We start from the raw sequence: 26597 nt of genomic DNA on the forward strand, positions 1-26597 counted from the left end.
TAGGCGTCCTCTTCCATCCCGGCACCAAAGCCCTGATAGGCGATGTCGAGGAACGGGATCAGCTCACGCGCTTTCAGCACCTCAATCACCGCATCCCACTGCGGATTGGTCAGGTCAGCCCCGGTGGGGTTGTGGCAGCAAGGATGCAGCAGAACGATGCTACGGGCAGGCAGGCTTTGCAGCGTTGCCAGCAGGGCATCGACGCGCACGCCGTTGGTTTCGCTATCAAACCATGGGTAAGTACTTACTTCGAACCCGGCACCTTCAAAAATAGCGATGTGGTTTTCCCAGGTCGGATCGCTGACCCAGACGCCAGACTCAGGGAAGTAGCGCTTCAGGAAGTCAGCTCCTACCTTTAACGCACCGGAGCCGCCGAGAGTCTGGATAGTCGCCACGCGGTTCGCCTTCAGCACCGGATGTTCAGCACCAAACAGTAGCGGCGCGATGGTGTGACGATAGCCCGGCAGGCCCTCCATCGGCAGGTAGAGCGATGCGCCGTGCGGCTGGGCGTTCAGGCGTGCCTCCGCTTCGGCCACGGCCTGAAGCTGTGGGATCAGGCCATCTTCATTGTAATAGAGGCCGATGCTGAGGTTTACTTTATCGCTGCGGGGATCTTCTTTGAAACGCTCCATCAGCGTCAGGATGGGGTCGCCAGCGTAGGCGTCAACTTTTTGAAACACGCGGTGGTTCTCCAGATTTACAGGCGAGGGTTTTAAACACAATAAACCGGAAGCGGATAGAGATCGAGGGGTTGTTAGCATTTCCAGGCCCGGCAAGCGCAGCGCCGCCGGGCGCAATCATTAATCTATATATTGCATCGCGACCCGGGACGTCAGTCGCGTAATAAGTTCGTAAGCACTTACTTTCGTAATCTCAGCGATGCGCTCTACCGGCAGCCCTTCACCCCACATCACCACCGGATCGCCTGCCTGCTCGGGGGCATCTGGCCCAAGATCAACGCAGATCATATCCATCGCGACGCGCCCGACGATAGGCACTTCGCGGCCGTTGATCAGCACCGGCGTACCGGACGGCGCGGCGCGGGGATAGCCATCACCGTAGCCCATTGCGACTACGCCGAGACGCGTATCGCGCTCGCTGGTCCAGGTTCCGCCGTAGCCCACCGGCTCGCCTGCACGGTGCGGACGTACGGCGATCAGTTTGGAGGTCAGGGACATCACTGGCTGGAAACCAAAATCGGCTCCCCAGGGCTTTTGATCCAACGGCGAGACGCCGTAGAGAATGATGCCGGGGCGGACCCAGTCAAAATGGGCCTGCGGCCAGAGCAGAATGCCGCCGGAGGCCGCAATAGAGCGCAGGCCCGGCTTGCCTTCGGTGAAGGTGGTGAAGATATCCAGCTGCTGCTCGGTTGCGCCACACTCTGGCTCATCGGCGCGGGCAAAGTGGCTGACGATATTCACTGGCTGGCGCACGTTTTTACAGGCGCAGAGACGCTGGTAGAACGCGCTGGCCTCTTCGGGACGTACGCCCAGCCGGTGCATGCCGGTATCAAGCTTCATCCAGACGGTGACGGGTTCGGGGAGATCTGCCCTCTCCAGCGCCTCCAGCTGCTCGGTATTGTGTACCGCGGTATGCAGCCGTTGCGCAGAGAGCGTAGGCAGATCGTCAGCGGAAAAAAAGCCTTCGAGCAGCAGGATGGGCTGGGTAATGCCGCCCCCACGCAGCATGAGGGCCTCTTCGAGACGGGCAACGCCAAAGGCGTCGGCGTCGGGGAGCGTTCGCGCGGTCTCGAGGAGACCGTGTCCGTAAGCGTTCGCTTTCACCACTGCAACCAGCTTGCTGGCAGGAGCCAGTTCACGCAGGCGTTGCAGATTGTGTCGCAGAGCGCGGCGGTTGACTACTACGGTTGCCGCTTGCATGTTATTCCTTATTCTTCGTCATATTGTGGTCCCGCATAATTATCAAAACGCGACCACTGCCCGTTAAAGGTCAGGCGTACCGTGCCAATCGGGCCGTTACGCTGCTTACCAATAATAATTTCCGCGATGCCTTTCAGATCGCTGTTCTCGTGGTACACCTCATCACGATAGATAAACATGATCAGGTCGGCATCCTGTTCGATAGAGCCGGACTCACGCAGGTCGGAGTTGACCGGGCGCTTATCGGCACGCTGCTCCAGAGAGCGGTTAAGCTGCGACAGGGCCACCACCGGCACCTGTAACTCTTTCGCCAGCGCCTTCAGCGAGCGGGAGATCTCCGCGATCTCCAGCGTACGGTTGTCGGAGAGCGACGGGACGCGCATCAGCTGCAGGTAGTCGATCATGATCATGCTCAGACCGTCATGCTCACGGAAAATGCGGCGGGCGCGGGAGCGTACCTCGGTTGGCGTCAGGCCGGAGGAGTCGTCGATATACATGTTCCGCTTCTCCAGCAGAATGCCCATGGTGCCGGAGATACGCGCCCAGTCCTCATCGTCGAGCTGGCCGGTACGAATGCGGGTCTGATCGACGCGGGAGAGCGACGCCAGCATACGCATCATGATCTGCTCGGCGGGCATCTCAAGGCTGAAGATCAGCACCGGCTTGTCCTGAAGCATCGCGGCGTTTTCGCACAGGTTCATGGCGAAGGTGGTTTTACCCATCGACGGACGCGCCGCCACGATGATTAGATCCGAACGTTGCAGACCCGCCGTTTTCTTATTCAGATCCTGATAGCCGGTATCAACGCCGGTAACGCCGTCGTGAGGCTGCTGAAACAGCTGCTCAATACGCGCAACGGTGGCCTCAAGGATCTGATCGATGCTTTTCGGCCCTTCGTCCTTATTCGCCCGGTTTTCAGCAATCTGGAAAACGCGGGATTCGGCGAGGTCAAGCAGATCTTCGCTGGTACGGCCCTGAGGGTCAAAGCCCGCGGTGGCGATTTCGTTAGCCACCGAGATCATTTCACGTACTACCGCACGTTCGCGTACAATGTCGGCATAGGCGCTGATGTTCGCCGCGCTTGGCGTATTTTTTGATAGCTCGGCCAGATAGGCGAAGCCGCCGACGCTGTCCAGCTGGCCCTGCTGCTCCAGCGACTCCGCCAGGGTGATCAGGTCGATGGGCTTGCTCATCTCCTGCAGGCGGTGCATCTCCGTGAAGATATGCCGGTGTGGACGGGTATAAAAGTCTTCCGCAACAACGCGCTCAGCAACGTCGTCCCAGCGTTCGTTATCCAGCATTAAACCGCCCAACACCGACTGCTCCGCTTCGATTGAGTGTGGCGGCACTTTCATCCCCTCGACTTGCATATCGCGGGGTTCAGTCTGTTTGTTGAAGGGTTTATTTCCTGCCATAGTGAATGGAGTACCGAGATAAATTGTGGGTCGAAATTTTATCATATTTTAGATTATGCACCGACCCTAATGTCGCATTGGCTTAGGATCTTTGGGAGGAAACATGGCAACAAGAATTGAATTTCACAAGCATGGTGGCCCTGAGGTATTAAAAGCGGTGGAGTTTACTCCCACCGATCCGGCAGAGAACGAGGTGCAGGTCGAGAACAAGGCTATTGGCATCAACTATATCGATACCTACATCCGCAGCGGACTCTATCCGCCGCCATCATTGCCAAGCGGTCTCGGTACAGAGGCAGCAGGCGTAGTCAGCAAAGTGGGAAGAAACGTTAGCCACATTAAGGCCGACGACCGGGTGGTCTATGCCCAGTCGGCTCTGGGGGCCTACAGCTCGGTGCACAACGTACCTGCGGATAAAGTGGCTATTCTGCCCAATGCGATCTCCTTTGAGCAGGCGGCTGCCTCGTTCCTGAAAGGGCTGACGGTCTTCTACCTGCTGCGTAAGACCTATGAGATTAAGCCCGACGAGCCGTTTCTGTTCCATGCGGCAGCAGGCGGCGTAGGGCTAATCGCCTGCCAGTGGTCCAAGGCGCTGGGCGGCAAGCTGATTGGCACGGTGGGCAGTGCGCAGAAGGCGCAGCGGGCGTTGCAGGCTGGCGCGTGGCAGGTGATTAACTACCGCGAAGAGAGCATCGTTGAGCGCGTTAAGGAGATCACTGGCGGTAAAAAAGTGCGCGTAGTCTATGACTCGGTAGGCAAAGATACCTGGGAGTCATCGCTGGACTGCCTGCAACGTCATGGTCTGATGGTTAGCTTTGGCAACGCCTCTGGCCCGGTCACCGGCGTTAACCTTGGCATTCTCAACCAGAAAGGCTCCCTCTATGCGACCCGCCCTTCCCTCCAGGGTTACATTACTAACCGCGAGGAGCTTGAAGAGGCGAGCAACGAGCTTTTTTCGCTGATTGCCAGTGGCGTGATTAAGGTGGACGTGGCGGAAGATCAGAAGTTCCCGCTGGCGGAGGCGCAGCGCGCGCACGAGACGCTGGAGAGCCGGTCAACTCAGGGGTCGAGTTTGCTGATCCCCTAAAAGAATTAGGGCTTCACTGTAAAAACAGGGAAGCCCTTTCTTTTTTTAGTTCGGCTGTATGTAGGGTACAGCTCGATGAATTCAAAAGCCGCGCAATAGTGACAGATTCGATACCTAAATCCTATGCGGTTTGGCTGAACCTGCCAGAGAAAAGTGCCAGGTTGTGATCAAGCCCGCATTACTTAGTAACGCCAGCGGCTATTACGCTGATACAGCGGCAGTTTTGGTTTTTTCACCGCCCGAATAACCCAGACGATGGCCACCGCCAGCAGCAGCCAGGGCAACAGTTTAAACATCAACGCAAACAGACCACCGACAAACATCAGCGCCGTTGCCACCGCCAGAGCGATGATAATCCCCAGCAGCGAGACACCCGTTACCAGCAGCATCATAAAAAATCCAATTACAAACAGTAGTTCCAGCATGGCTCTTCCCCCTCAATAGTTACCGAAGGTATTACAAGAAACGTGCCAGGAATTAACCTATTGATTATAAAGAAAAACGCCCCGCAGAGCGCTGCGAGGCGTGGTGAATTTCACTAACTATTAGCGAATTTTTAACGCTTGTCCGCGACCAGCTTTAGCGCTTGCTCCAGCACGTTAATATCCGCCCCGGCCTTGTGGGCGTTTTCACTCAGGTAGCGACGCCACTGGCGCGCGCCGGGAATGCCCTGGAAAAGCCCGAGCATGTGGCGAGTAATATGCCCGAGATAGGCCCCGTTGCTCAGCTCACGCTCGATATAGGGATACATGGCGCGCACCACCGCAACCGGATCGGCATCGTCACGCGCTACGCCAAAAATCTCGCGGTCAACCGCGGCCAGGATCCCTGGGTTTTGATACGCCTCACGCCCCACCATCACCCCGTCCATATGCTCGAGGTGCGCTTTCGCCTCCGCCAGCGATTTGATGCCGCCGTTGATCGACATGGTCAGGTGGGAGAAGTCGCGCTTAAGCTGATAGACGCGCGGGTAGTCCAAAGGCGGGATCTCCCGGTTCTCCTTTGGGCTGAGCCCGGAGAGCCAGGCCTTACGGGCATGGATAATAAAGGTCTCACACTCGCCCTTGCCGGACACGGTATCAATAAAGCTGCAAAGGAATTCGTAGCTGTCCTGATCGTCAATGCCGATGCGGGTCTTCACCGTCACCGGGATTGAGACCACGTCGCGCATGGCTTTGATGCAGTCCGCCACCAGCTGCGCATTGCCCATCAGGCAGGCCCCGAACATGCCATTCTGCACGCGATCGGACGGACAGCCGACGTTGAGGTTGATCTCATCGTAGCCGCGGGTTTCTGCCAGCTTCGCACAGTGGGCCAGCTGCGCCGGATCGCTGCCGCCTAGCTGAAGCGCCACGGGATGCTCCTCATCACTGTAGGCCAGGTAGTCGCCTTTACCATGAATAATCGCCCCGGTAGTCACCATCTCGGTATAGAGCAGCGTCTCCCGCGACAGCAGGCGCAGGAAATAGCGACAGTGGCGGTCGGTCCAGTCGAGCATGGGCGCGATGGAGAAGCGGTGGGCGGCGAAGGCGGTAGCGGGCGTGACTGGCGGCATAGCGTACGTTTTTTCATCAAAATGGAAAAGGGGCGCTACTATAGCATACTCATTTAGCCTGAACAGCCCGCCGGAGGCATTGCGCCTTCGGCGGGTGGATCATCAGAACGTCAGGCTAAGCTGCGCGTAATGTTCCAATTTATCTATATTGAACAACTCACTTGCATCCTACCTATTTTTGTATAAAATTTTATACAAAATGGAGGGTTTATGTCAGTGAAGACAACAGCGCTTAAAGAGAAAGATATTGTATGGTTAGGCTCCTCACGCGAGGATCTACTGGCTTTTCCTGTAGAAACCCGTAAAGAAGTCGGTTACCAATTACACAGCATTCAATTCGGCATTGAACCGGCAGACTGGAGACCCTTTTCAGAAGTGGGTCCAGGCGTTAATGAAATCCGGGTACGTGATATCAGTGGGATCTATCGTGTCATGTATGTAGCAAAGTTTGAGGATGCTATCTATGTTTTGCATAGTTTTCAGAAAAAAACGCCGCAAACGAGTAAGTACGATAAAGATATCGCTAAGATGCGTTACAACACACTGATTCAACAGCGGAGAAAAAGAAAATGACCGCAAAAATAGAGACTGAAGTCCGTCATATCACCCCTGCAGGAGGCAATATCTTTGCTGATTTAGGCTTTGACGAACAGGATGCAGCAGAACTTCATGCTGACTCCTTACGCAAAATTGAAAACACACTCGCTATCAAAGAAAAATTGATGGAAGAGATTACCGTCTGGATTTCTGATAAGAACCTGAAACAGGCTGACGTTGCCACTGTTTTACATATTTCACGTCCCCGCGTCTCGGACGTGGTAAACAAAAAGACCAGTAAATTTACTATTGATGCGTTAGTAAATATGTTAAGTCGTATCGGTAAACCCGTTCGGGTCTCTGTCGGCTAAGCCTGAACAACCCGCCGGAGGCATTGCGCCTTCGGCGGGTGGATCATCAGAACGTCAGGCTAAGCTGCGCGCCTGCGCCCCAGGTTTCATCTTCACCGTACAGGCCCATCAGGTCGACGTGAACGCGGTTAAACGGCGCAAAACCGATACCGGCGGTGGCGACATTGCTGTCGTCCCCTTTCACATCGGCACGGTAGCCCGCCCGCACCGCCAGCCAGTCGAGCGGACGCACTTCGGCACCGACGCCAACGTACTGGGAAGCCTCTTCGCTCTTAAAGCCTTTGGTTTCAGTCAGGTCGCCGTCAGCGCTCAGAGTAACCAGATCTGTATGCCAGGCCAGGCCAGCGGTAACCACCGGGCTGATCTGGTAGGTATCTTTATAGCTACGCACCTCTTGAGTACGGCCGTTGCGGATCTGGATATCTTTGGTATCGATATCGCGGGAGATCAGGTTCTGCCCGCTCAGGCCCACCGTCCAGTTATCGCCAAAGTCAGCGGCAATACCGGCATCGACGTTGAAGCCAGTATCGTCGTTACGGTAGCGGCTGCTATTGAAGTCGCTGCTGTCGTAGTCGTAGATGGAGGTGGTGTAGTTGAACAGCCAGGTTTTTTGCAGCTTTGGCGTCACGCCGATAGAGACCGGCACGTCGCCAAACTGGAACTGACGCGCCACCGCCACGCCGTAGTCGGAGACGATAGCGGCCCGTCCGGAGGCGGTGGAGTTGAGGTTACGGGTGATAATATCCGAATTGCTACCGAGTGCAGTGAGCCCAGCATCTACAAGGATCTGGTCACCGCGCAGGTAGTCAATATCCTGCTGGTCGACGTTGGAGCTGACCCGGGCGTGGGCATACGCCTTCGCCACGAAAGCAAACGATAGCACGTCGTTCGGAATGCTTACCGCAATACCTGCGCCCGCATTGGCACGGGCAGTTTTACCGTCGAGAAACTCCAGCTCATCGGCTAAGTCGGTCGCTGCGCCTCTGACCTGGTTAATGACTCCCGGTCTATCAGCAATAAATTGCGCTAGTGTCAGGTTGTCGATGACGTTGTCGTAGTAGTCGACTTTGTCGCTAATATCATCGATTTCGTCCTGCAGATTGTCTTTATCGCTAATCTGCGCCCGTACGCTCGGCAGGATGACCGTTACGTTATCCTCCGGTTTAGCTTTAGCCAGCAGCGCCGGGTTAATCAGTACGCCGCTGCCGTAGCTGGCGGAGGCTACCCCGGTTCCACCCATTGCATCGCTACGTGCTTCTGCCCAGGTATTGGCTGCCCCCGCCTGAGTGACTACCCCAAAAGAGACCGCAAGTGTTACCACTGAAAGTTTAAAAATTTTTTTCACAGTATGCCCGTCTTATTGATCAAAGGTCGATTTATGCCCTGCCAGTTATCGCCTGGCGAGAGGTGAACTATTGCTGTGAAAAGCGATGCTAAATGCGGCTATTTCATTTTTTGTGCCGCAGGAGGATATATTTATTGGTAACAAACTGCGTCTTTTTATAAACGCTATTTACTTATAGAGGAGGAAAATCGTTTGGGGAAGGTTTTCTGATGTGCACGGCGGAAATTTAAGGTAAATGCCAGGGTGCCTCCGCTCTGAGAGCGAGGGATCGCCCGGATCTCGGCGTTTGTCACAGGATATGATAAAGTAGCAGCTTCAACGTTATTACATCACGTAACCTGAGGATGCCCCATGGATAAGACCACTTCGCAGCAAATGCTGGCACATGCTGAAACGCTGTGCGCGCAACGCAACGTGCGCCTGACCCCGCAGCGCCTTGAGGTTCTGCGTCTGATGAGTCTCCAGCAAGGTGCAATCAGCGCCTACGATTTGCTTGATCTGTTACGCGCCACGGAACCACAGGCTAAGCCGCCTACGGTTTATCGTGCACTTGATTTTCTGCTGGAGCAGGGATTTGTCCATAAGGTTGAGTCGACCAACAGCTATGTGCTGTGCCACCTCTTCGATCAGCCCACCCATACGTCAGCAATGTTTATCTGCGATCGTTGTGGCGTGGTGAAAGAGGAAGCAGCTGAAGGGGTCGAGGATATTATGCATGCCCTGGCAGCAAAGATGGGTTTTGCACTACGGCATAATGTCATAGAAGCGCACGGACTCTGTGCAGAGTGTTCGGAAGTAGAAGCTTGCCGTCATCAAGGCAATTGCCAGCACGATCACAGCATTTTGGTGAAGAAAAAACCGCGTTAGGCTCAGAGTAGGAGAGAAGAGTCGGTACGTCCTTGTACCGTCGGGCAGGGTAGTCAAGCTATTGATCTAACGTGATTACCAGCGATAGTCGTTACGGGTTTCCCATTCGCCAACTTCTTTCTCGGCCTGGTCTTTCTGATAACCGTAGCGTTCTTGAATTTTACCGACCAGCTGATCGCGTTTACCTTCAATAACGGTCATGTCATCATCCGTTAATTTACCCCATTGCTCTTTCGCTTTACCTTTGAACTGTTTCCAGTTACCGCCGACTTCGTCTTTATTCATAATGGTATCCTCATCATCGTTCGGTGTTGAATAGCAATATTCGTTGGTCCTTCGTTACGTTCTTTATCTGCTGAACGTGATAATAATTGTAGTTAAGGATTTTCTAACGTGGGGATTATTCGGAATATTTAACCATTCAGGTGTGAACAGACAACAGGAAGACGAGGCTAAAAAGAGAGGAAAAAAGCAGGGGATAAAAAAGAGATCAAGCGCTGTGGCAGTTTAAAGCTAACTACCACAAGCACTTATACGATGTCAGAGCCACTCGCCGTTGCGAATAACACCTACCGCCAGCCCTTCAATGCTGAAGTTCTGTTGACGAAGGTCAACAACGATAGGATCGAAGTCGCTGTTTTCCGGAAGCAGCTGTACGGTGTTACCCTGCTTTTTCAGCCGTTTTACAGTCACTTCGTCGTCAATACGCGCCACGATCACCTGCCCGTTACGCGCTTCCTGGGTTTTATGTACCGCCAGCAGATCGCCATCCATAATACCGATGTCTTTCATCGACATTCCGCTGACGCGCAGCAGAAAATCAGCGCTGGGCTTGAACAGCGATGGATCGACCTGGTAGTGACCTTCAATATGCTGCTGCGCCAGCAGCGGCTCACCAGCAGCGACGCGGCCGATCAACGGCAGGCCATCTTCCTCTTCCTGCAGCAGACGGATCCCACGCGACGCGCCGGAAACAATCTCAATAGCGCCTTTGCGTGCCAGCGCCTTCAGGTGTTCTTCCGCCGCGTTTGGCGAACGGAATCCCAAACGCTGTGCAATTTCAGCACGCGTCGGCGGCATGCCGGTCTGGCTGATGTGATCGCGAATGAGATCAAACACCTCTTGCTGCCTGGCTGTTAACGCTTTCATCCCGCCCCCTGGGTGTATATACAGTTATGCTGTGAGTATATACAGCAAAAACCGTTTTTGAAACCAAATTTTGAGCAAATCTGCCCCGCGAGGCCGATTTTGCGCGCCTTAGCGGTAATATGGCCAGAGCAGGATGCCCCAGGTCGCCAGCGCTAATAGAATGGACATCAGCACGGCTGCCGAACCCATGTCTTTTGCCCGGCCAGAAAGCTCATGAAAATCAGTGCCGATACGGTCAACGACCGCCTCGATCGCGCTGTTCAAAATCTCCACTATCATTACCAACACAACGGATCCAATGAGCAGCACGCGGGTAATAGCGTCTACGTCGAGCCAGCAGGCAATGATAACGGCAAGGATCACCGCGACGGACTCCTGGCGGAAAGCGGCTTCGTTGAGCCAGGCAGCGCGAACGCCCTTCCATGAGTAGCCTGCTGCTTTAATGATTCGAGTTAAACCAGTGGTATTATTGGCCATCAAAAGAACCTTTTTACGTAATTATCGTCAATGTCTATGCGAGCGTACCGAGGTACAAAAGATATTCTGCGCGCTTTCTGATATTCTTGCGGCGCAATGGCATTATTAACCAGAGGCTTCACATTGTTTATGTCCGGCTGGCCACGAATTTACTACAAATTACTGAATTTACCATTAAGCGTGTTGGTAAAAAGCAAGTCGATTCCGGCAGAACCTGCCCAGGAACCTGGACTCGATACCTCACGCCCTATTATGTACGTTTTGCCTTATAACTCGAAGGCAGACTTACTGACGCTGCGTGCCCAATGTCTGGCGCACGAGCTGCCCGATCCGCTTGAACCGCTGGAGATCGACGGCGCCCTGCTGCCGCGCTACATCTTTATTCATAGCGGCCCGCGTGTCTTTAGCTGGTATACGCCGAAAGAAGAGTCCGTTAAGCTGTTCCATGACTATCTGGATCTCCACCGTAACCACCCGGATCTGGACGTACAGATGGTGCCGGTATCGGTGATGTTTGGCCGCTCGCCGGGGCGCGAAAAAGGCGAAGTGAACCCGCCGCTGCGCATGCTGAACGGTATCCAGAAGTTCTTTGCCGTCTCCTGGCTGGGTCGCGATAGCTTTGTGCGCTTCTCTCCGCCGGTCTCCCTGCGTCGGATGGCCACCGAGCACGGCACGGATAAAATCATCGCCCAGAAGCTGGCCCGCGTAGCGCGCATGCACTTTGCCCGTCAGCGCCTCGCTGCCGTGGGCCCACGTCTGCCTGCACGTCAGGATCTCTTCAATAAGCTGCTGGCGTCAAAAGCGATTGCCCGAGCGGTAGAGGACGAAGCGCGCAGCAAAAAAATCTCCCACGAGAAGGCCCAGCAGAACGCCATCGCGCTGATGGAGGAGATCGCCGCTAACTTCTCTTATGAGATGATCCGCCTGAGCGACCGTATTCTCGGCTTTACCTGGAACCGACTCTATCAGGGCATCAACGTGCATAACGCCGAGCGGGTCCGCCAGCTGGCGCACGACGGCCATGAGATTGTCTACGTGCCTTGCCACCGTAGCCATATGGACTACATGCTGCTCTCTTACGTCCTCTATCATCAGGGACTGGTACCTCCACATATTGCTGCGGGGATCAACCTCAACTTCTGGCCTGCCGGACCGATTTTCCGCCGTCTCGGGGCGTTCTTTATTCGCCGTACCTTCAAGGGCAACAAGCTCTACTCCACGGTGTTCCGGGAGTACCTGGGCGAGCTGTTCAGCCGCGGTTACTCCGTCGAGTACTTCGTCGAGGGTGGGCGCTCGCGCACGGGCCGCCTGCTGGATCCGAAAACCGGTACCCTGTCGATGACCCTGCAGGCTATGCTGCGCGGCGGCACCCGCCCTATCACCCTGGTGCCGATCTATATCGGCTACGAGCACGTGATGGAGGTTGGCACCTACGCTAAAGAGCTGCGCGGCGCGACCAAAGAGAAAGAGAACGTCTTCCAGATGCTGCGCGGCCTGAGCAAGCTGCGCAACCTCGGCCAGGGCTACGTTAACTTCGGCGAACCGCTGCCGCTGATGAACTACCTCAACCAGCACGTGCCGGAGTGGCGCGAGGCGATCGATCCGATTGAGGCAATACGTCCAGCCTGGCTGACGCCGACGGTTAACACCATTGCTGCCGAGCTGATGGTGCGTATTAACAATGCGGGTGCGGCAAATGCCATGAATCTCTGCTGTACCGCCCTGCTGGCCTCGCGCCAGCGCTCGCTGACCCGCGAGCAGCTGACCGAGCAGCTGGACTGCTACCTCGATCTGCTGCGCAATGTGCCCTACTCCCCTGACGCCACCGTACCAACGGCGAGCGCCAGCGAGCTGATCGCTCACGCGCTACAGATGAACAAGTTTGAGGTAGAGAAAGACACCATCGGGGACATCATCATTCTGCCGCGCGAGCAGGCGGTGCTGATGACCTACTACCGCAACAACATCGCGCATATGCTGGTCCTGCCCTCCCTGATGGCGGCCATCGTGACCCAGCATCGTCAGATCTCTCGCGAAGAGCTGCTGCGCCACGTCGATGTGCTCTATCCGATGCTTAAAGCGGAGCTGTTCCTGCGCTGGGATAACAGCGAGCTGCCGGAGGTGCTGAACGCACTGATCGCCGAGATGGTGCGTCAGGGACTGCTGGTGGATAAAGACGACCGTCTGTATCTCAACCCGCAGCGCTCACGCACCCTGCAGCTGCTGGCGGCTGGCGCGCGCGAGACGCTGCAACGCTACGCCATCACCTTCTGGCTACTGAGCGCTAACCCGGCCATTAACCGTGGCACGCTGGAGAAAGAGAGCCGCACCCTGGCCCAACGCCTGTCGGTGCTGCACGGGATTAACGCGCCGGAGTTCTTCGATAAAGCGGTGTTCAGTACCCTGGTGCTGACCCTGCGCGACGAGGGATACATCAGTGATACCGGGGATGCCGATCCGGCTAAAACTATGCAGGTCTACCTCCTGCTGGCGGATCTGGTGACGCCTGACGTGCGATTGACCATTGAGAGCGCGACGCAAAGCGAATAAAAAAATGCCCGGTGGCGCTAACGCTTACCGGGCCTACAACATCCAGCCGTAGGCCGGGTCAGGCGTAGCCGCCACCCGGCTTTTTTATGGCAGCTTTTTATGGAAGGTAACTCACCGCCAGCCCAACAAACAGCGCCAGGCCAACGTAGTTATTGTTCAGGAAGGCTTTGAAACAGGCGTCGCGATCGCGATGCACAATCATCTTCTGCTGCCAGAAAAACAGCGCGCCTGCTACTACAATCGACGCATAGAAAGCCCAGCCCAGCCCGTTCAGCCAGCCCACCGTCGCCATCAGTACCAGCACCAGCACCTGCAAAATACCGACGATCAGCTTATCGTGCCGACCAAAGAGAATAGCCGTCGATTTAATGCCGATCTTAACGTCGTCGTCCCGATCCACCATCGCATAGAGCGTATCATAGGCCACCGCCCACAGGATATTGGCGAAGAACATCAGCCAGCAGCTCAGCGGAACCGACTCGCTGACGGCGGCAAAGGCCATTGGGATCGACCAGCCAAAGGCGGCACCCAGCACCACCTGCGGCAGGTGGGTATAGCGCTTCATGAAGGGGTAGGTCCAGGCCAGCGCCAGCGCTGCCACCGACAGCAGGATGGTCATCAGGTTCAGGGTCAGCACCAGCACAAAGGCGAGCAGCACCAGCACGATAAACAGGTTACGCGCCTCTTTTTCGCTCACCGCGCCACTCGGCAGCGGCCGGTTGGCGGTGCGCTTCACGTGGCCGTCGAATTTGCGATCGGCGTAGTCGTTTACCACGCAGCCTGCGGCGCGCATCAGCCAGACTCCGGCGATAAACACCACGAGGATCCCCAGCGGCGGCACGCCCGGGGTCGCCACCCATAGTGCCCACAGGGTGGGCCACAGCAACAGCAGCGCGCCAATTGGCTTATCCGTGCGCATTAAGCGGTGATAAGCCAGCAGCTTACCCTGCGTAAGACTCCACTCCATTTTTACTCCTCTCGATACAACGGTGATGCAGGCAAAAACAGCTCCGTCAGCAGCAGCGGCTTGCCGCCGAGGCGCAGCCGGGAGCGGCGTCCCCAGAGATCGGCGTGACGGCCTATTTCAATAAAATCACGGGTCAGGGTTGATGAGGTAAAGAGATAGCGCCCCAGCGGCGTATTGCCCAGCCGCTGCAACGCCAGCTCCGGGCCGGACAGGGTCGACTCCGGCACCACCGTTCGCCCGGCCAGCCAGGGCTCGCCGTCGGCGCAGAGCAGGATCTCCCGCAGCCAGTAGCGCGACGCCTCGGGCAGCAGCAAGCGTTCTTCCGGCACCTCATCGGCGGTGACGAACGCCTCTCTTATGAGCGTAACACTCACCTGGCAACCCTGCTGCTCAAAACGTTTGGTCATTGAGTCTTCCAGCAGCAGCCAGTCGAGCAGGTGCGGTTCAAGTGCGGGAATTGCGTCAAAATAGCGCAGCGCGCGCAGTTGCGTTAGCGCAGGGTGTGGCATGCCTTACTCTCCGGTACATAACGTAGCAACAGTGTATCGCAGAACAGGCAGATCGGGAAAAAGGGTGCACCGGTGAAGGTGCACCAAGCGGACAAAATCAGCATTGTGGGGAAACGGTTACCCCTTGCCTTTTACACTGCTGATAAACGTAGCGCGGGCAGAGGTGGAGCCCAGGCTTTCAGCCTCGTTCAATAGTTTCAGTGCCTTATCGATATTGCCGCTGGCAACGGCCTGTTTAATACCCTGGTTAAAGTAGTTTTCCGTATCGTTCAGCACCGGCTCACGCTTGGCTGCCGGGGCTGGGGCCGGAGCTTGAGCAGGCGCTGCTGCCGGCGCCGGCGCTGGCGCGGATGCAGTCGCCGGGGCGCTGTAGGCCGTTGCCGGTGCGGCGGTATTGCCCACGGTCACGGCAGCATGGCCGGAGGAGCCAAAGATCGGGCCGACCAGAATGCTCGACGCGGAGTTGGTGCTAACTTTGAGTTTCACCGTGCCGTCCGGCGTATGACGGGCCTGCGGATCCGGAATATCCGGTACCGCGTTACCGACACCTTTCGCGTAGGCCTTCGCCGGGTTGATCATGGTGGTGGTGCGCTGCAAATCTTCTGGCGTAGTGAAGACCAGCAGATAGATCTTTTGCTGGCCCAGCGCAGGCGTCAGCTTGATGATCCCTTCAAGACGGTCGGCGGACATCACGCCCGGCTCCTGATAGGTGAAGTAGCTGCTCGGGAACCACGCGGCGGGGGTCAGGTTTTGATCCAGCACCAGCACGTTGGGGGCAAAGATCGATTTTTGCTTATCCGCGACGCTGGTCAGGGTAATAGTTAATTCACCGATGTTAGCCGGCACGCTGTAGGCAGCTACTTTACCGGTGATACCGGGCACGTTCAGGGTCTGACCTGCCGTAGCCAAGCTAGTGGTCTGGGTTTGTGAGTTGGCAACCGGCGTCCAGGCGAGCTGCTGGAGCGCCCCTGTTGGGATGGCCGGTGCGGCGGACGTATCCTGCGGGACCAGATTCACGTCAGCGAAGCTGACTGCGGGCACGCAGGCGAGCAGCCCTGCACCGAGGCAGAGCGCGAGAAGCGTTTTTTTCATTTTCATTATGGTGACCTCTGTAGAGATGACGGGACGGTAGCCAGGCAATAGCGCGCCGCGTCAGAGATAGATCGCTTACTGGATTGAGAGGGGCCGAAGCCCCTCTCTGGTACTGCGTTAAATCAACTCTGTCTTACCACCAGATTTCCATCTGGGCACCGAAGGTCCACTCGTCATCATCGCCGCGGCTAAAGGTACGTGCGGAGGTATCCTGGTAAGCGTAGCCCGGAGTGAGGCCAGCCGTTCTGTCAGTGCCATTGTTAGCGAAGCCGAAGGACTCATCCCACTTGGCGTAGGTCGCGAACACGCGCAGCGCCGGACGGGACCAGATGCTGTCGCCTGCCTGCCACTGCTGGGCCAGGGTCACTTTGACCTGGTCGTTGGTGGAGTCAGTACGCTGGGACTTCACGTTGTCATAGCCAACTTCCAGCAGGGTGCTCATGATCGGCGTCCATTTGAACATCGGACGTACGCCCACGGTCCACCAGCGGGTGCCGTTGCCGTTATCCAGATCGATATCCTGGTACATACCGACGTACATCATGTCCCAGCGGTCGCCCATAGAGATGGAGCCGTGGTCGATAAAGCGCAGCAGGTGGCCGTCGTTGTTAAGCTGAGCGCCCTGCGGAATACCTTTACCGTTCGAGGTCATCGAGTCGGTAGCGTACTGCACGATGAACTTGTTGAAGCCAGTGCCGATGGTCTGCACGTGCTCACCGGTGAACAACCAGCCATCTTTGCTGGCGTTTGGCTGCAGGTAGTAGTCATCCGGCAGGTTGGTGTGGCCGTAGTCCACGCCAAACTCCAGGGTGCCGCCAGGGTTCACTTCCAGACCGGCTAAACGTACGTCAAAGACGTCGTTCGGCACGATATTGTCATAGGTACGCTCGCCGGTAATCGGATCGCGATCGGCGAAGGTTGAGGAGCCGCCGGACTCAGACGAACGGGTACCCGCCAGAGAGAGTTTACCGAAGCCGAGATCGATGTTTTCGATACCTGCGCCTGGGCCGGAGATATCCCAGTAGTAGAAGTCGATCATGTGGACGTCATGACGCTGGTAGAAGCGTTTACCTGCCCAGATGGTGGAGCCTGGCAGCGCTTCGATCAGGTTTTTACCCTGAACGTTGGCTTCACGGAAGGCCGGGCTAGTGGCTTCCCAGTCGTTCTGCTGGGAGACGGAGTAGGCAACGTTAGTGTCGAAGTAGAAGCTCTTATCGCCCTCTTTCCACACTTCCTGGCCCAGTTTTAATTCAGCATAGGTTTCACATTCGTTACCAAGACGGTATTTACTTTGGGCCCCGGTTGCCTGGAAACACTCTTGCGGGCCGCCGCTACCGGTCCAGCCGATGCCGGAACGTGCGTAGCCTTTGAAATCAACAGCACCCGCCTGGGCAGCCATTACGCCTGCTGCTATGGCGACGGCCAGAGGGAGTTTGCGCAGAGTAATCATCATTCTATCTCCTGAAGCTTTGCTTGCTTTTCTTTGTAATGGGAATGCTTAAACGCCAGGCTCCTGATGCAATCTCCGACAGGCGCTGCCGTCCTCACGGAACAGATGGCAGCGCTCCGGCGGCAAGCCGATAGCGAATGTGGCACCCTCTTCTACCAACACCACGTCACCCTGGCGGTAAACCAGGTTTTGACGGATGGCGGGGATCTGGATATGAATTTGTGTTTCGTGACCCAACTGCTCTACAACCTGTACCTGCCCCTCCAGCGTGACGTCGGCGATGTCGCTGGGCAGCAGATGCTCGGGACGGATCCCAAGTGACATATTTGCACCCACCTGGACGTTAGCGCTGTCCACCGGGAGCCAGACCTGCTGGCGGTTCGGCAGCTCCACCTGCACCTGCTCAATGGCGGTGGCGGTAACCTTAACCGGCAGGAAGTTCATCTTGGGCGAGCCGATAAAGCCCGCCACGAAGCGGTCTGCTGGGTAGTGATAAAGCTCCAGCGGCTTGCCAATCTGCGCCACGCGCCCGGCGTCCAGCACCACAATCTTGTCTGCCAGGGTCATCGCCTCCACCTGGTCGTGGGTGACGTAGATCATCGTGCGCCCGAGACGCTTGTGCAGGCGGGAGATCTCAATGCGCATCTGCACGCGCAGCGCCGCATCGAGGTTTGAAAGCGGCTCATCAAGCAGGAACACGCGCGGCTCCGCCACCAGCGTACGGCCAATGGCGACGCGCTGACGTTGACCGCCCGAGAGCGCCTTCGGCTTGCGATCCAGCAGATGGCCCAGCTGTAACACCTCGGCGACCTGGCTGACGCGCTGGTTAATCACCTCTTTCTTTGCACCAGCCAGTTTGAGGCCGAACGACATATTCTCTGCGACCGAGAGATGGGGATAGAGCGCATAGGACTGGAACACCATGCCGACACCGCGATCCGCTGGCGGGATCTCGTTCATCCGCGTATCGCCAATCATTAAGTCACCGCTGGTGATGGTCTCCAGCCCGGCGATCATGCGCAGCAGGGTCGATTTTCCGCAGCCTGACGGGCCAACAAAGACCACGAACTCCCCCTCTTCGATGTCGAGGTTGATATCTTTTGACACCACCACGTCGCCCCAGGCCTTCGTCACATTCCGCAGCTGCACGCTCGCCATGCCCTTCTCCCTTCCTTCGTTACAACCCTGAAACATTCAGTTGCAGTGACTATGCGTTATGAATAAGTCAGGCGAATCCTCCGCCCCCCGGTTTTTTATGGGGGAGGAGACGGGAGGATGAGCGGCCCCGCTCTGCCACCGGGGCCGCGGGCGGCGGGCAATTTTCGTGATGCCGCCTGCAAAAATTGCGGTGCTTTTGTGTGCGCCGGTACGCATAACTCTGTTTTATGTAACAAAGATCACACATCGCGGTGGCAGGGCGTAGGCCGGGGGAGGATGAGAAGCGCTTGTCAAACCAGGAGACTGATAGGCGTCAATTTATCGCTACCTAAAGGACGGGATTTATGAACATGAAAACTGGCGCTCGCATTCTTGCGCTCTCCGCGCTGACGACGATGATGTTTTCCGCCTCGGCCCTCGCCAAAATTGAAGAAGGCAAGCTGGTGATCTGGATCAACGGCGACAAAGGCTATAACGGCCTCGCGGAAGTCGGCCAGAAATTCGAGAAGGATACCGGGATTAAGGTCACCGTTGAGCATCCGGATAAGCTGGAAGAGAAATACCCGCAGGTGGCGGCGACCGGTGATGGTCCGGATATTATCCTCTGGGCGCATGACCGTTTTGGTGGCTATGCCCAGTCAGGCCTGCTGGCCGAAATTTCCCCGGACAAAGCCTTCCAGGACAAGCTCTTCCCGTTCACCTGGGACGCGGTACGCTACAACGGCAAGCTGATCGCCTATCCGATCTCCGTTGAAGCCCTGTCGCTGATCTATAACAAAGACCTGGTGCCGAACCCGCCAAAAACCTGGGAAGAGATCCCAGCGCTGGATAAAGAGCTGAAGGCGAAAGGCAAGAGCGCGCTGATGTTCAACCTGCAGGAGCCGTACTTCACCTGGCCGCTGATCGCCGCCGATGGTGGTTACGCCTTTAAGCTTGCCGACGGCAAGTATGACGTGAAGGACGTGGGCGTGGATAACGCTGGAGCCAAAGCGGGTCTGGGCTTCCTGGTTGATCTGATCAAAAACAAACAGATGAACGCGGACACTGACTACTCCATCGCCGAAGCGGCCTTTAATAAAGGCGAAACCGCGATGACCATCAACGGTCCGTGGGCGTGGTCAAACATCGACAAGAGCAAGGTGAACTACGGCGTGACGCTGCTGCCGACCTTCAAGGGCAAGCCGTCGAAACCGTTCGTTGGCGTGTTGAGCGCGGGCATCAACGCCGCCAGCCCGAACAAAGAGCTGGCGAAGGAGTTTATTGAAAACTACCTGCTGACCGACCAGGGTCTGGACGCGGTTAATAAAGATAAGCCGCTGGGTGCCGTGGCGCTGAAATCCTTCCAGGAGACGTTAGCGAAAGATCCACGTATTGCCGCCACCATGAGCAACGCCGAGAAGGGCGAAATCATGCCGAACGTTCCGCAGATGGCAGCCTTCTGGTACGCGGTGCGTACGGCGGTGATCAACGCCGCCAGCGGTCGTCAGACCGTGGATGCCGCCCTGAAAGATGCGCAGGGACGTATTACCAAGTAACAAAAATGGCGGGTGGCGCGTCGCTACCCGCCCTACAACTGACAATGTTTTCCACGGTTGTTGAGGAAGTGTCTCATGGATGTCGTTAAAAAGAGTGCCTGGTGGCAAAGCAACGCGCTGAAGTGGTCGGCGATCGCCCTGCTTGGGCTGCTGGTGGGCTATCTTGTGGTTTTGATGTACGCCCAGGGAGAGTACCTGTTTGCCATCACGACGCTGATCTTAAGCTCGGTGGGCCTCTATATTTTCGCCAATCGTAAAGCTTACGCCTGGCGCTATGTCTACCCTGGTCTCGCCGGGATGGGCCTGTTTGTTCTCTTTCCGCTTATCTGCACCATTGCTATTGCCTTTACTAACTACAGCAGCACCAACCAGCTGGCGCAGGAGCGCGTTCGCGACGTGCTGATGGATCGCGTCTATCAGGCGGGTAAAACCTTTAACTTTGGCCTCTACCCGGCAGAGAATAAATGGCAGCTGGTGCTGACTGACGGTGAGAGCGACAAGCATTACGTTTCGGAACCTTTTACGCCTGGCGGCGAGCAGACGCTGCCCCTGAAAGAGGCGGCGGCCCTGCCTGCGGGCGAACGCGCCAACCTGCGCGTCATTACCCAGCAGCGCCAGGCGCTGACGCAGCTTACCGCCGTGCTGCCGGATGAGAGCCACGTGGTGATGAGCTCTCTGCGCCAGTTCTCCGGCACGCGCCCGCTCTATACCCTCGCCGACGACGGCACGCTCACCAACAACCAGAGCGGCGTTAAATACCGTCCCAATAACGATGTCGGTTTCTATCAGGCCGTCAACGCCGATGGCGGCTGGGAAAGCGAGCGCCTCAGCCCAGGCTATACCGTGACCATCGGCTGGGATAACTTTATGCGCGTCTTCACCGACGAAGGCATTCAGAAGCCGTTCCTGGCGATCTTCGTCTGGACCGTCGTCTTCTCGCTGCTGACGGTGGTGCTGACCGTGGCGGTTGGCATGGTGCTGGCGTGCCTCGTGCAGTGGGAAGCCCTGCGCGGCAAAGCGATCTACCGGGTGCTGCTGATCCTGCCCTATGCCGTACCGTCGTTTATCTCGATTCTGATCTTCAAGGGGCTGTTTAACCAGAGCTTCGGCGAGATCAACATGATGCTGGGGGCGCTGTTCGGCACCAAGCCCGCCTGGTTTAGCGATCCGACCACCGCCCGCGCAATGGTGGTAATCGTTAACACCTGGCTCGGCTATCCCTACATGATGATCCTCTGCATGGGCCTGTTGAAAGCAATCCCTGACGATCTCTATGAAGCCTCGGCAATGGACGGTGCGGGACCGATGCAGAACTTCTTCCGCATCACCCTGCCGCTGCTGATCGTGCCGCTCACGCCGCTGATGATCGCCAGCTTTGCGTTTAACTTTAATAATTTCGTGCTGATCCAGCTTCTGACCAACGGTGGTCCGGATCGCCTGGGGACAACCACCCCCGCCGGCTATACCGATCTGCTGGTGAGCTATACCTACCGCATCGCCTTTGAAGGCGGCGGCGGCCAGGATTTCGGCCTCGCAGCGGCCATTGCCACGCTGATCTTCCTGCTGGTGGGTGCGCTGGCGATTGTGAACCTAAAAGCCACGCGCATGAAATTTGATTAAGGGAGAGAGATTATGGCTATGGTACAACCCAAATCTCAAAAGCTACGTCTATTTGCGACTCACGCCGGCCTGCTAATTTTTATCGCGGCGATCATGTTCCCGCTGCTGATGGTCATCGCCATCTCGCTACGCCCCGGTAACTTCGCGACCGGCAGCCTGATCCCGGACCAGATCTCCTGGGAACACTGGCGTCTGGCGCTGGGCTTCAGCGTTGAGCACGCAGATGGCCGCGTTACCCCGCCGCCGTTCCCGGTGCTGCTGTGGCTGTGGAACTCGGTAAAAATCGCTGGTATCACGGCGGTGGGTATTGTGGTGCTCTCTACCACCTGCGCCTACGCATTTGCCCGCATGCGCTTTACCGGTAAGTCGGCGTTGCTGAAAGGGATGCTGATTTTCCAGATGTTCCCGGCGGTGCTCTCTCTGGTGGCGCTCTATGCCCTGTTTGATCGCCTGGGCCAGTACGTGCCCTTTATCGGCCTCAACACCCACGGTGGAGTAATCTTTGCCTATCTGGGTGGTATCGCCCTGCATGTCTGGACCATCAAGGGCTATTTTGAAACCATCGATAATTCGCTGGAGGAGGCTGCCTCGCTGGATGGCGCGACGCCGTGGCAGGCGTTCCGTCTGGTGCTGCTGCCGCTCTCGGTGCCGATTCTGGCGGTAGTGTTTATTCTGTCGTTTATCGCCGCTATTACCGAAGTGCCGGTGGCCTCGCTGCTGCTGCGCGACGTTAACAGCTATACCCTGGCGGTGGGCATGCAGCAGTATCTCAACCCGCAAAACTACCTGTGGGGCGATTTTGCCGCGGCGGCGGTGCTCTCTGCTATTCCGATTACCCTTGTCTTCCTGCTGGCCCAGCGCTGGCTGGTTAACGGCCTGACGGCAGGCGGGGTGAAAGGCTAGATTTCATCATGTAATGCCACTGTTATCCTCAATCTTGATCTATCCGTTTGTACTTTGACTTGTGACTGTTATTGGCGCTCTTCGGAGCGCCATTTTTTTACTCCCGCTTCAGCCGTTTCGAGTTGCAGAGCCAGAGGGTGATCACCAGCAGCAGGATCGCGCCGGAGTAGATCAGCACGTCCATTGGCGTTTTATGATCGACAATGATCAGCCGTACGATGGCGGTAATGCCGATGTAGACAAAGTAGCGTAGTGGGAAGTGAAAACCGGACTGAAAATACTTAACAATCAGGGCGATAAATTCGAAGTAGAGGAAGTAGACCACCAGCCCCTCAACCAGCTCATATTTGCTGGTCTGCTCGGGCGCAAAGAGCACGTCCGCAAGGTGCACCGTCTCTTTACCGAGAAAGACAACCAGGATCAGGCCAAGGCTCAGCAGCCCAAGATTCAGGACGGTTTGCAGGATGGTGGAGATGAACTCAACGCGTGGACGAATAAGCGATGTCATACGGCACCTCATTCTCAGTGGCGAGCTCTATGTATAGCGCAGAAGTGTGATCCAGATCTAGATTCTTTACTTATGGTATGGCCGGGCAGCGTTGCGCCGCCCGGCTCAGCATTAACGGAAGTTCACGCTCCGATCGCTGGTCATGTCATACAGCTGGAACTTACGCCCAAGCTGCTGGCCACCGTCACGAGTAAGCGGCGTCCAGCCGATAGCCGCCCGGCTGCGGGTTGGGCCAGCGGCAAAGAGATCCAGCGGAATCGATACGTAGACCCCTTTGGTGAAATCCCCCTCCCCGTACTCGTCCGGTGACACGTTGGTCAGCGTGGCATAAGTGCCCACGACGACGCCGCTATCGAAGTGTTTCGATACCTCCAGCGTGCCGCCCTTATCCCCGGCCAGATACTGCCCGACGCTGGCTTTAATCAGCACGTCCTGAGCAAAGGATGGCGTCCAGTAGGCAGTCAGGTGGCCGGTCTTCGCACTGTAGTCGGTGAACTTCATCATCTCCTTCGCGCTGCGCCAGTCGCGCTGCTTGACGTAGTTGGCATCTATACCAAACGCCCAGTTGCTGTCCACCGGTCGCCAGAGCACCTCGGCCCCGGCTCCGCCGTACATCGTCTCCAGATAACCGCCGTATACCTGACCATAGAACCCGTTGCCAAGATACTGGAAGTAGTTGGCCTGTAAGTTGTTAACGTAGTAGTCATTCGCTACGTAGTCGCGCACGTGGGTACGCACGCGAGGCAGATGAGAGTCGTCCGGCGGATCGGTGTAGTTGAATTTGTCGTAGTTGTTGGCGATGTTGCCAAACAGACTGCCGGTAGTCAGCAGGTGGTCGGTCAGCCAGAGATCGGCAGTCGCCATCACCCCAAGCTGGTACATATAGAAGCTCTCCGGGCCGCCTACGGACTGGTTCAGCACCGGATCGATATGGAAATCGAAGCGGGATTTCTCCATATACCAGCCCTGCTCGGTACTCTCTGGCACCACCGGCTCAACGCGTTTCTGCACCAGGGTCGTCTCATGCCCCAGCGGCTCCCCTGCCAGATGACGTTGCAGGCTCGCCACGTCGGTTTCGGTGGTCACCTGCGGCAGGTTGAGACGGTTCTCGGTCACGCGGATGGTTTTTACGCCGTCCGGCAGATCGTTAGCGATAATTCGATTCGCCCGCTCAATGCCCTCCTCGGTATTGCGATACTTCACCTGCTCGCCGGTGACGTAAAGCGTATCGCCTTTCACCTGGATCTTCGGATCCGCCAGCCCGGCGTTGTACTTCAGCTGCGTAAGCTGATTGGCGACCACCGAGTGCTGCATAATGGCGTCCTGCGGCTGCGGCTCATACTGCGGGCGGGCATTATCGTTGTAAGAGGGGCGCAGGTCATTGAAGTTGGCGTGTAGGGTAAAGCCAAACATCACCGTATTGCCGCGCTCGTAGCTCAGGTTAACGTCGGCCCAGTCCGCCACGCGGTAGGTGGCCCCAACGTTAAACTTGCTGCGCTGCGGCAGGCGGCCGGCAAAATCTTGCTGATAGTTGTTGCCTTCATACTCCAGCTTCAGGCGCAGCGGCTGCCACGGCGTCTGGTACTCTACGCCACCGAACAGTGATGCCGGGCCGTGGAACATCTCGCTCCCGTCAATAGAGCCGGCCTGGTTGTAGCTGTTATCGCGGTAGCAATATTTCTCATCGTAGGAGCAGAGCGGGTTTTTGATATTGCCTGCCGTGCCGAGGTAGCCCCAGCCCAGCCCGAGGGAAAAATCAAACGGCCCCCAGGCCTTGCTGGCCACGAGGTACTCGGCATCGAACAGCCCTGTGCCGCCGATATCCCGCGCGCCCACCGCCACCTGCGGCAGCCAATACCCCTCTTCCCACAGGCGCAGCTTGAGATCGAACGCTTTATCTTTGTAGGTCTGATCGCCAGAGAAGGCGTCCACGCTGCTGTACTGCCGGGTGCGCACGTCGGTGTAGCGCAGGGTCGTCTCCAGCCACGGAAAGAGCTGAATCGAGCCGGAGTAGTAGCGGTACTGATCGTTATCGCGATAGTTAAGGCTGATCTCACCCTCACGCGCCATCCGGGCGGTGGGGGTTTGCAGCAGCCCCACGCCGCCAAAGTCGGTCTGGGTAGGACCAGACGGCGCCGGATACGTTTCCGCATGGCAGGCGGCGCTGACGCTTAGCGCCAGCAGGCTATACAGAGAAATTTTCTTCATTAATCCGGTATCCGATGCGTCAGGGAGGTGAGAATATCGGCATTTATGCCGTCCCGGCTTTTCGTCCAGACGCTTTCAGCAAAGCCAACAAAAATCGTACTGCCCGGCATGGGTTCCACATGGCGTTTGTTCCAGTAGGCCACCGGCACGCTCTGAGTGCGGCCATCGGGATAGATCACCCATGCCGTATTGCGATCGGCCCCGCTCAGCAGGCCCATCTCATCTAAATATCCCGCCACGTCGCGTCCCGGCGTGAACGGCTTTTTGCCAGGGCTACTCACCAGTCCCAATACGGTAACCGTAGAGGGCTGCGTGCCGACCCACAGGGTGTACTCCCCCTCCAGCGGCGGGTTCGCGCCGGGCTGAACCCGGACCCGATCCGGATCGAGGGGCACCAGCTGGCGTCCCGTAACCTTGATGCCCTGCAGCTGCTGACGGAGAGCGTTAATTGCGGCGGCATCATCCCCCTCTTCATCCGCAGCGAGGGCTGCCAGACGCGCCAGCAGCGCCCGGTGCCGCTGCGCTTCGCGCTGGGTAGAGTGCTGCTCGCTAATGACCGCGCCCGGCCACCAGCTGTTGGCCAGCCGGGGCTGACCTACTAAATCGATGAGGTGCGCGGCATCGGTCAGCGTCTTAGGCTCTGCGCTTTCTGGGGTGTAGACCTTAACGGTGCCCGCTGCGAAAGCGAAGGCAGGGGCAAGGCTTAACAGCAGCGAGGCGATTACGGTTAGCTTCATTGTTTTGCCGCCTTGATGAGCGTGGTCTCTACCGGGAACCAGTCCGCGCCAAGGTACTGTAGCGAGCGCCGGATCTGCCCGTCGCTGTCTATACAGAAACGGTTAGTCCAGGTTTTTTGCTCGGTCTCAACGTGCTCTTCCAGCACGCGCACGATAGTGACGTCGCTGCCCACCGCTACCGTATCCTGCCCGGCCCAGCGGAACTGCGAGCGGGCGGTGGCGTAGCGCACCTGGCCATGCTCGGTCCAGCCCAGAGTTCGCGTCCAGTCTGCGCCATCGGTAATGCGGTTCGGTTTAATCAGCGGATCCGCCGCCAGGTTGTTCACCTCAAGCAGGTTATCGCCGGGAAGCTGGGTTTTTACGAAGCGGCCATGCTGGGTCACCAGAATAGATTGGTCCTGGGTCGCCCACTTCTGCTGGCCGTTTTCGGAAAAGGCGAGCACCACAAAGAGCTGAGGACCGCCGTTCAGCTGCATATACTGGCTGGCGTAGGGCATATCCTGAATATCTTCATCGGTGAGATGCACGCCGGGGGTGCCAAACATACTGTCCCACAGCGCACCGCCCAGCCCTTTAGTCGTGCCGGAGCACGCCTGCAGCAGCAGACAAAGCAGAATAATTCCCGGTCGCTTCACGACAATTCTCCAGGGGCAAAATAACCACACCGAAGTGTGGTT

Annotated in this window: 25 protein-coding genes and 1 pseudogene; 8 read left to right on the plus strand and 18 right to left on the minus strand. The window is 57.1% G+C overall.

The features are described 5' to 3' along the window. From tyrB to dnaB, 3 genes and pseudogenes are all read right to left on the minus strand, one after another. Positions 1–680, minus strand: a pseudogene (gene tyrB / locus RTM13_RS18855) (aromatic amino acid transaminase); the annotation flags it as partial. A 120-nt stretch (positions 681–800) separates the two neighbouring features. Next, positions 801–1880 carry an alanine racemase gene (gene alr, locus RTM13_RS18860; protein ID WP_312214141.1) on the minus strand — a complete coding sequence of 360 codons (1080 nt, stop codon included), beginning with the start codon at positions 1878–1880 and terminating at the stop codon, positions 801–803. An 8-nt stretch (positions 1881–1888) separates the two neighbouring features. Then, the gene (dnaB, locus tag RTM13_RS18865) at positions 1889–3295 is read right to left on the minus strand and encodes a replicative DNA helicase (protein ID WP_154058268.1); all 1407 of its coding nucleotides are present in this window, start codon (positions 3293–3295) and stop codon (positions 1889–1891) included. Positions 3296–3398: 103 nt separating this feature from the next. Here dnaB and RTM13_RS18870 point away from each other — a divergent pair, with 103 nt between their 5' ends. Next, positions 3399–4382, plus strand: coding sequence for a quinone oxidoreductase (locus tag RTM13_RS18870; RefSeq protein ID WP_312214143.1), 984 nt, complete (start codon positions 3399–3401; stop codon positions 4380–4382). Positions 4383–4564: 182 nt separating this feature from the next. Here RTM13_RS18870 and pspG read toward each other — a convergent pair whose 3' ends face one another. Together pspG and dusA are read right to left on the minus strand one after the other, a co-directional pair. Then, positions 4565–4807 carry an envelope stress response protein PspG gene (gene pspG / locus RTM13_RS18875; RefSeq protein WP_312214144.1) on the minus strand — a complete coding sequence of 81 codons (243 nt, stop codon included), beginning with the start codon at positions 4805–4807 and terminating at the stop codon, positions 4565–4567. Between the two features lie 131 nt (positions 4808–4938). Then, complete coding sequence (dusA, locus tag RTM13_RS18880) at positions 4939–5937, minus strand: tRNA dihydrouridine(20/20a) synthase DusA (RefSeq protein WP_312214146.1); 999 nt, start codon at positions 5935–5937, stop codon at positions 4939–4941. Positions 5938–6147: 210 nt separating this feature from the next. Here dusA and RTM13_RS18885 point away from each other — a divergent pair, with 210 nt between their 5' ends. After that, on the plus strand, positions 6148–6510 hold the full coding sequence (locus tag RTM13_RS18885) for a type II toxin-antitoxin system RelE/ParE family toxin (protein WP_312214148.1): 363 nt from the start codon (positions 6148–6150) through the stop codon (positions 6508–6510). Beyond that, positions 6507–6845 (plus strand): XRE family transcriptional regulator, encoded by a 339-nt coding sequence (locus tag RTM13_RS18890; RefSeq protein ID WP_312214150.1) that lies wholly within the window; start codon positions 6507–6509, stop codon positions 6843–6845. Before RTM13_RS18885 ends, RTM13_RS18890 begins: the two co-directional genes overlap by 4 nt. A gap of 46 nt (positions 6846–6891) precedes the next feature. Here RTM13_RS18890 and RTM13_RS18895 read toward each other — a convergent pair whose 3' ends face one another. Then, positions 6892–8190 carry a conjugal transfer protein TraF gene (locus tag RTM13_RS18895; RefSeq protein ID WP_312214152.1) on the minus strand — a complete coding sequence of 433 codons (1299 nt, stop codon included), beginning with the start codon at positions 8188–8190 and terminating at the stop codon, positions 6892–6894. Positions 8191–8541: 351 nt separating this feature from the next. On the opposite strand from RTM13_RS18895, the gene zur reads away from it, so the two are divergent. Further along, entirely contained in the window at positions 8542–9057 is a 516-nt protein-coding gene (gene zur / locus RTM13_RS18900) for a zinc uptake transcriptional repressor Zur (protein ID WP_312214154.1), read from the plus strand. A 75-nt stretch (positions 9058–9132) separates the two neighbouring features. On the opposite strand, the gene RTM13_RS18905 is transcribed toward zur, so the two are convergent. From RTM13_RS18905 to RTM13_RS18915, 3 genes are all read right to left on the minus strand, one after another. After that, positions 9133–9342 carry a CsbD family protein gene (locus RTM13_RS18905; RefSeq protein ID WP_064324434.1) on the minus strand — a complete coding sequence of 70 codons (210 nt, stop codon included), beginning with the start codon at positions 9340–9342 and terminating at the stop codon, positions 9133–9135. A 255-nt stretch (positions 9343–9597) separates the two neighbouring features. After that, on the minus strand, positions 9598–10206 hold the full coding sequence (lexA, locus tag RTM13_RS18910; RefSeq protein WP_312214157.1) for a transcriptional repressor LexA: 609 nt from the start codon (positions 10204–10206) through the stop codon (positions 9598–9600). 108 nt (positions 10207–10314) lie between these two features. Beyond that, complete coding sequence (locus tag RTM13_RS18915; protein ID WP_312214159.1) at positions 10315–10683, minus strand: diacylglycerol kinase; 369 nt, start codon at positions 10681–10683, stop codon at positions 10315–10317. A 129-nt stretch (positions 10684–10812) separates the two neighbouring features. On the opposite strand from RTM13_RS18915, the gene plsB reads away from it, so the two are divergent. Further along, positions 10813–13233, plus strand: coding sequence for a glycerol-3-phosphate 1-O-acyltransferase PlsB (gene plsB, locus RTM13_RS18920; RefSeq protein ID WP_312214161.1), 2421 nt, complete (start codon positions 10813–10815; stop codon positions 13231–13233). Between the two features lie 97 nt (positions 13234–13330). Here the strand turns inward: plsB and ubiA are convergent, their stop codons facing one another. The 5 genes from ubiA to malK form a co-directional block, all read right to left on the minus strand. Further along, the gene (gene ubiA / locus RTM13_RS18925) at positions 13331–14200 is read right to left on the minus strand and encodes a 4-hydroxybenzoate octaprenyltransferase (protein WP_312214163.1); all 870 of its coding nucleotides are present in this window, start codon (positions 14198–14200) and stop codon (positions 13331–13333) included. Positions 14201–14202: 2 nt separating this feature from the next. Continuing rightward, entirely contained in the window at positions 14203–14709 is a 507-nt protein-coding gene (gene ubiC, locus RTM13_RS18930) for a chorismate lyase (protein WP_312214165.1), read from the minus strand. A 117-nt stretch (positions 14710–14826) separates the two neighbouring features. Next, positions 14827–15807, minus strand: coding sequence for a maltose operon protein MalM (malM, locus tag RTM13_RS18935; protein ID WP_312214167.1), 981 nt, complete (start codon positions 15805–15807; stop codon positions 14827–14829). A gap of 127 nt (positions 15808–15934) precedes the next feature. After that, complete coding sequence (locus RTM13_RS18940) at positions 15935–17254, minus strand: maltoporin (RefSeq protein WP_312214168.1); 1320 nt, start codon at positions 17252–17254, stop codon at positions 15935–15937. A gap of 45 nt (positions 17255–17299) precedes the next feature. Then, on the minus strand, positions 17300–18409 hold the full coding sequence (gene malK / locus RTM13_RS18945; RefSeq protein ID WP_312214169.1) for a maltose/maltodextrin ABC transporter ATP-binding protein MalK: 1110 nt from the start codon (positions 18407–18409) through the stop codon (positions 17300–17302). Between the two features lie 344 nt (positions 18410–18753). On the opposite strand from malK, the gene malE reads away from it, so the two are divergent. From malE to malG, 3 genes are all read left to right on the plus strand, one after another. Beyond that, complete coding sequence (gene malE, locus RTM13_RS18950; protein ID WP_312214171.1) at positions 18754–19944, plus strand: maltose/maltodextrin ABC transporter substrate-binding protein MalE; 1191 nt, start codon at positions 18754–18756, stop codon at positions 19942–19944. 75 nt (positions 19945–20019) lie between these two features. Beyond that, positions 20020–21564: a maltose ABC transporter permease MalF gene (malF, locus tag RTM13_RS18955; protein WP_312214173.1), complete on the plus strand. Its 1545-nt coding sequence runs from the start codon at positions 20020–20022 to the stop codon at positions 21562–21564. Positions 21565–21576: 12 nt separating this feature from the next. Next, positions 21577–22467, plus strand: coding sequence for a maltose ABC transporter permease MalG (malG, locus tag RTM13_RS18960; protein ID WP_312214175.1), 891 nt, complete (start codon positions 21577–21579; stop codon positions 22465–22467). Positions 22468–22564: 97 nt separating this feature from the next. On the opposite strand, the gene psiE is transcribed toward malG, so the two are convergent. The 4 genes from psiE to RTM13_RS18980 all read right to left on the minus strand — a co-directional run bounded on the left by psiE (position 22565) and on the right by RTM13_RS18980 (position 26555). Continuing rightward, positions 22565–22975: a phosphate-starvation-inducible protein PsiE gene (psiE, locus tag RTM13_RS18965; RefSeq protein WP_312214177.1), complete on the minus strand. Its 411-nt coding sequence runs from the start codon at positions 22973–22975 to the stop codon at positions 22565–22567. A 111-nt stretch (positions 22976–23086) separates the two neighbouring features. Next, the gene (locus RTM13_RS18970; protein ID WP_312214179.1) at positions 23087–25183 is read right to left on the minus strand and encodes a YjbH domain-containing protein; all 2097 of its coding nucleotides are present in this window, start codon (positions 25181–25183) and stop codon (positions 23087–23089) included. Next, positions 25183–25920 (minus strand): capsule biosynthesis GfcC D2 domain-containing protein, encoded by a 738-nt coding sequence (locus RTM13_RS18975; RefSeq protein WP_312214181.1) that lies wholly within the window; start codon positions 25918–25920, stop codon positions 25183–25185. The genes RTM13_RS18970 and RTM13_RS18975 overlap by 1 nt, the downstream gene beginning before the upstream one ends. Continuing rightward, on the minus strand, positions 25917–26555 hold the full coding sequence (locus tag RTM13_RS18980; RefSeq protein WP_312214183.1) for a YjbF family lipoprotein: 639 nt from the start codon (positions 26553–26555) through the stop codon (positions 25917–25919). The genes RTM13_RS18975 and RTM13_RS18980 overlap by 4 nt, the downstream gene beginning before the upstream one ends. Positions 26556–26597 lie beyond the last annotated feature (42 nt).

This window comes from Pseudescherichia sp., assembly GCF_031979925.1.
Lineage (GTDB): Bacteria > Pseudomonadota > Gammaproteobacteria > Enterobacterales > Enterobacteriaceae > Pseudescherichia.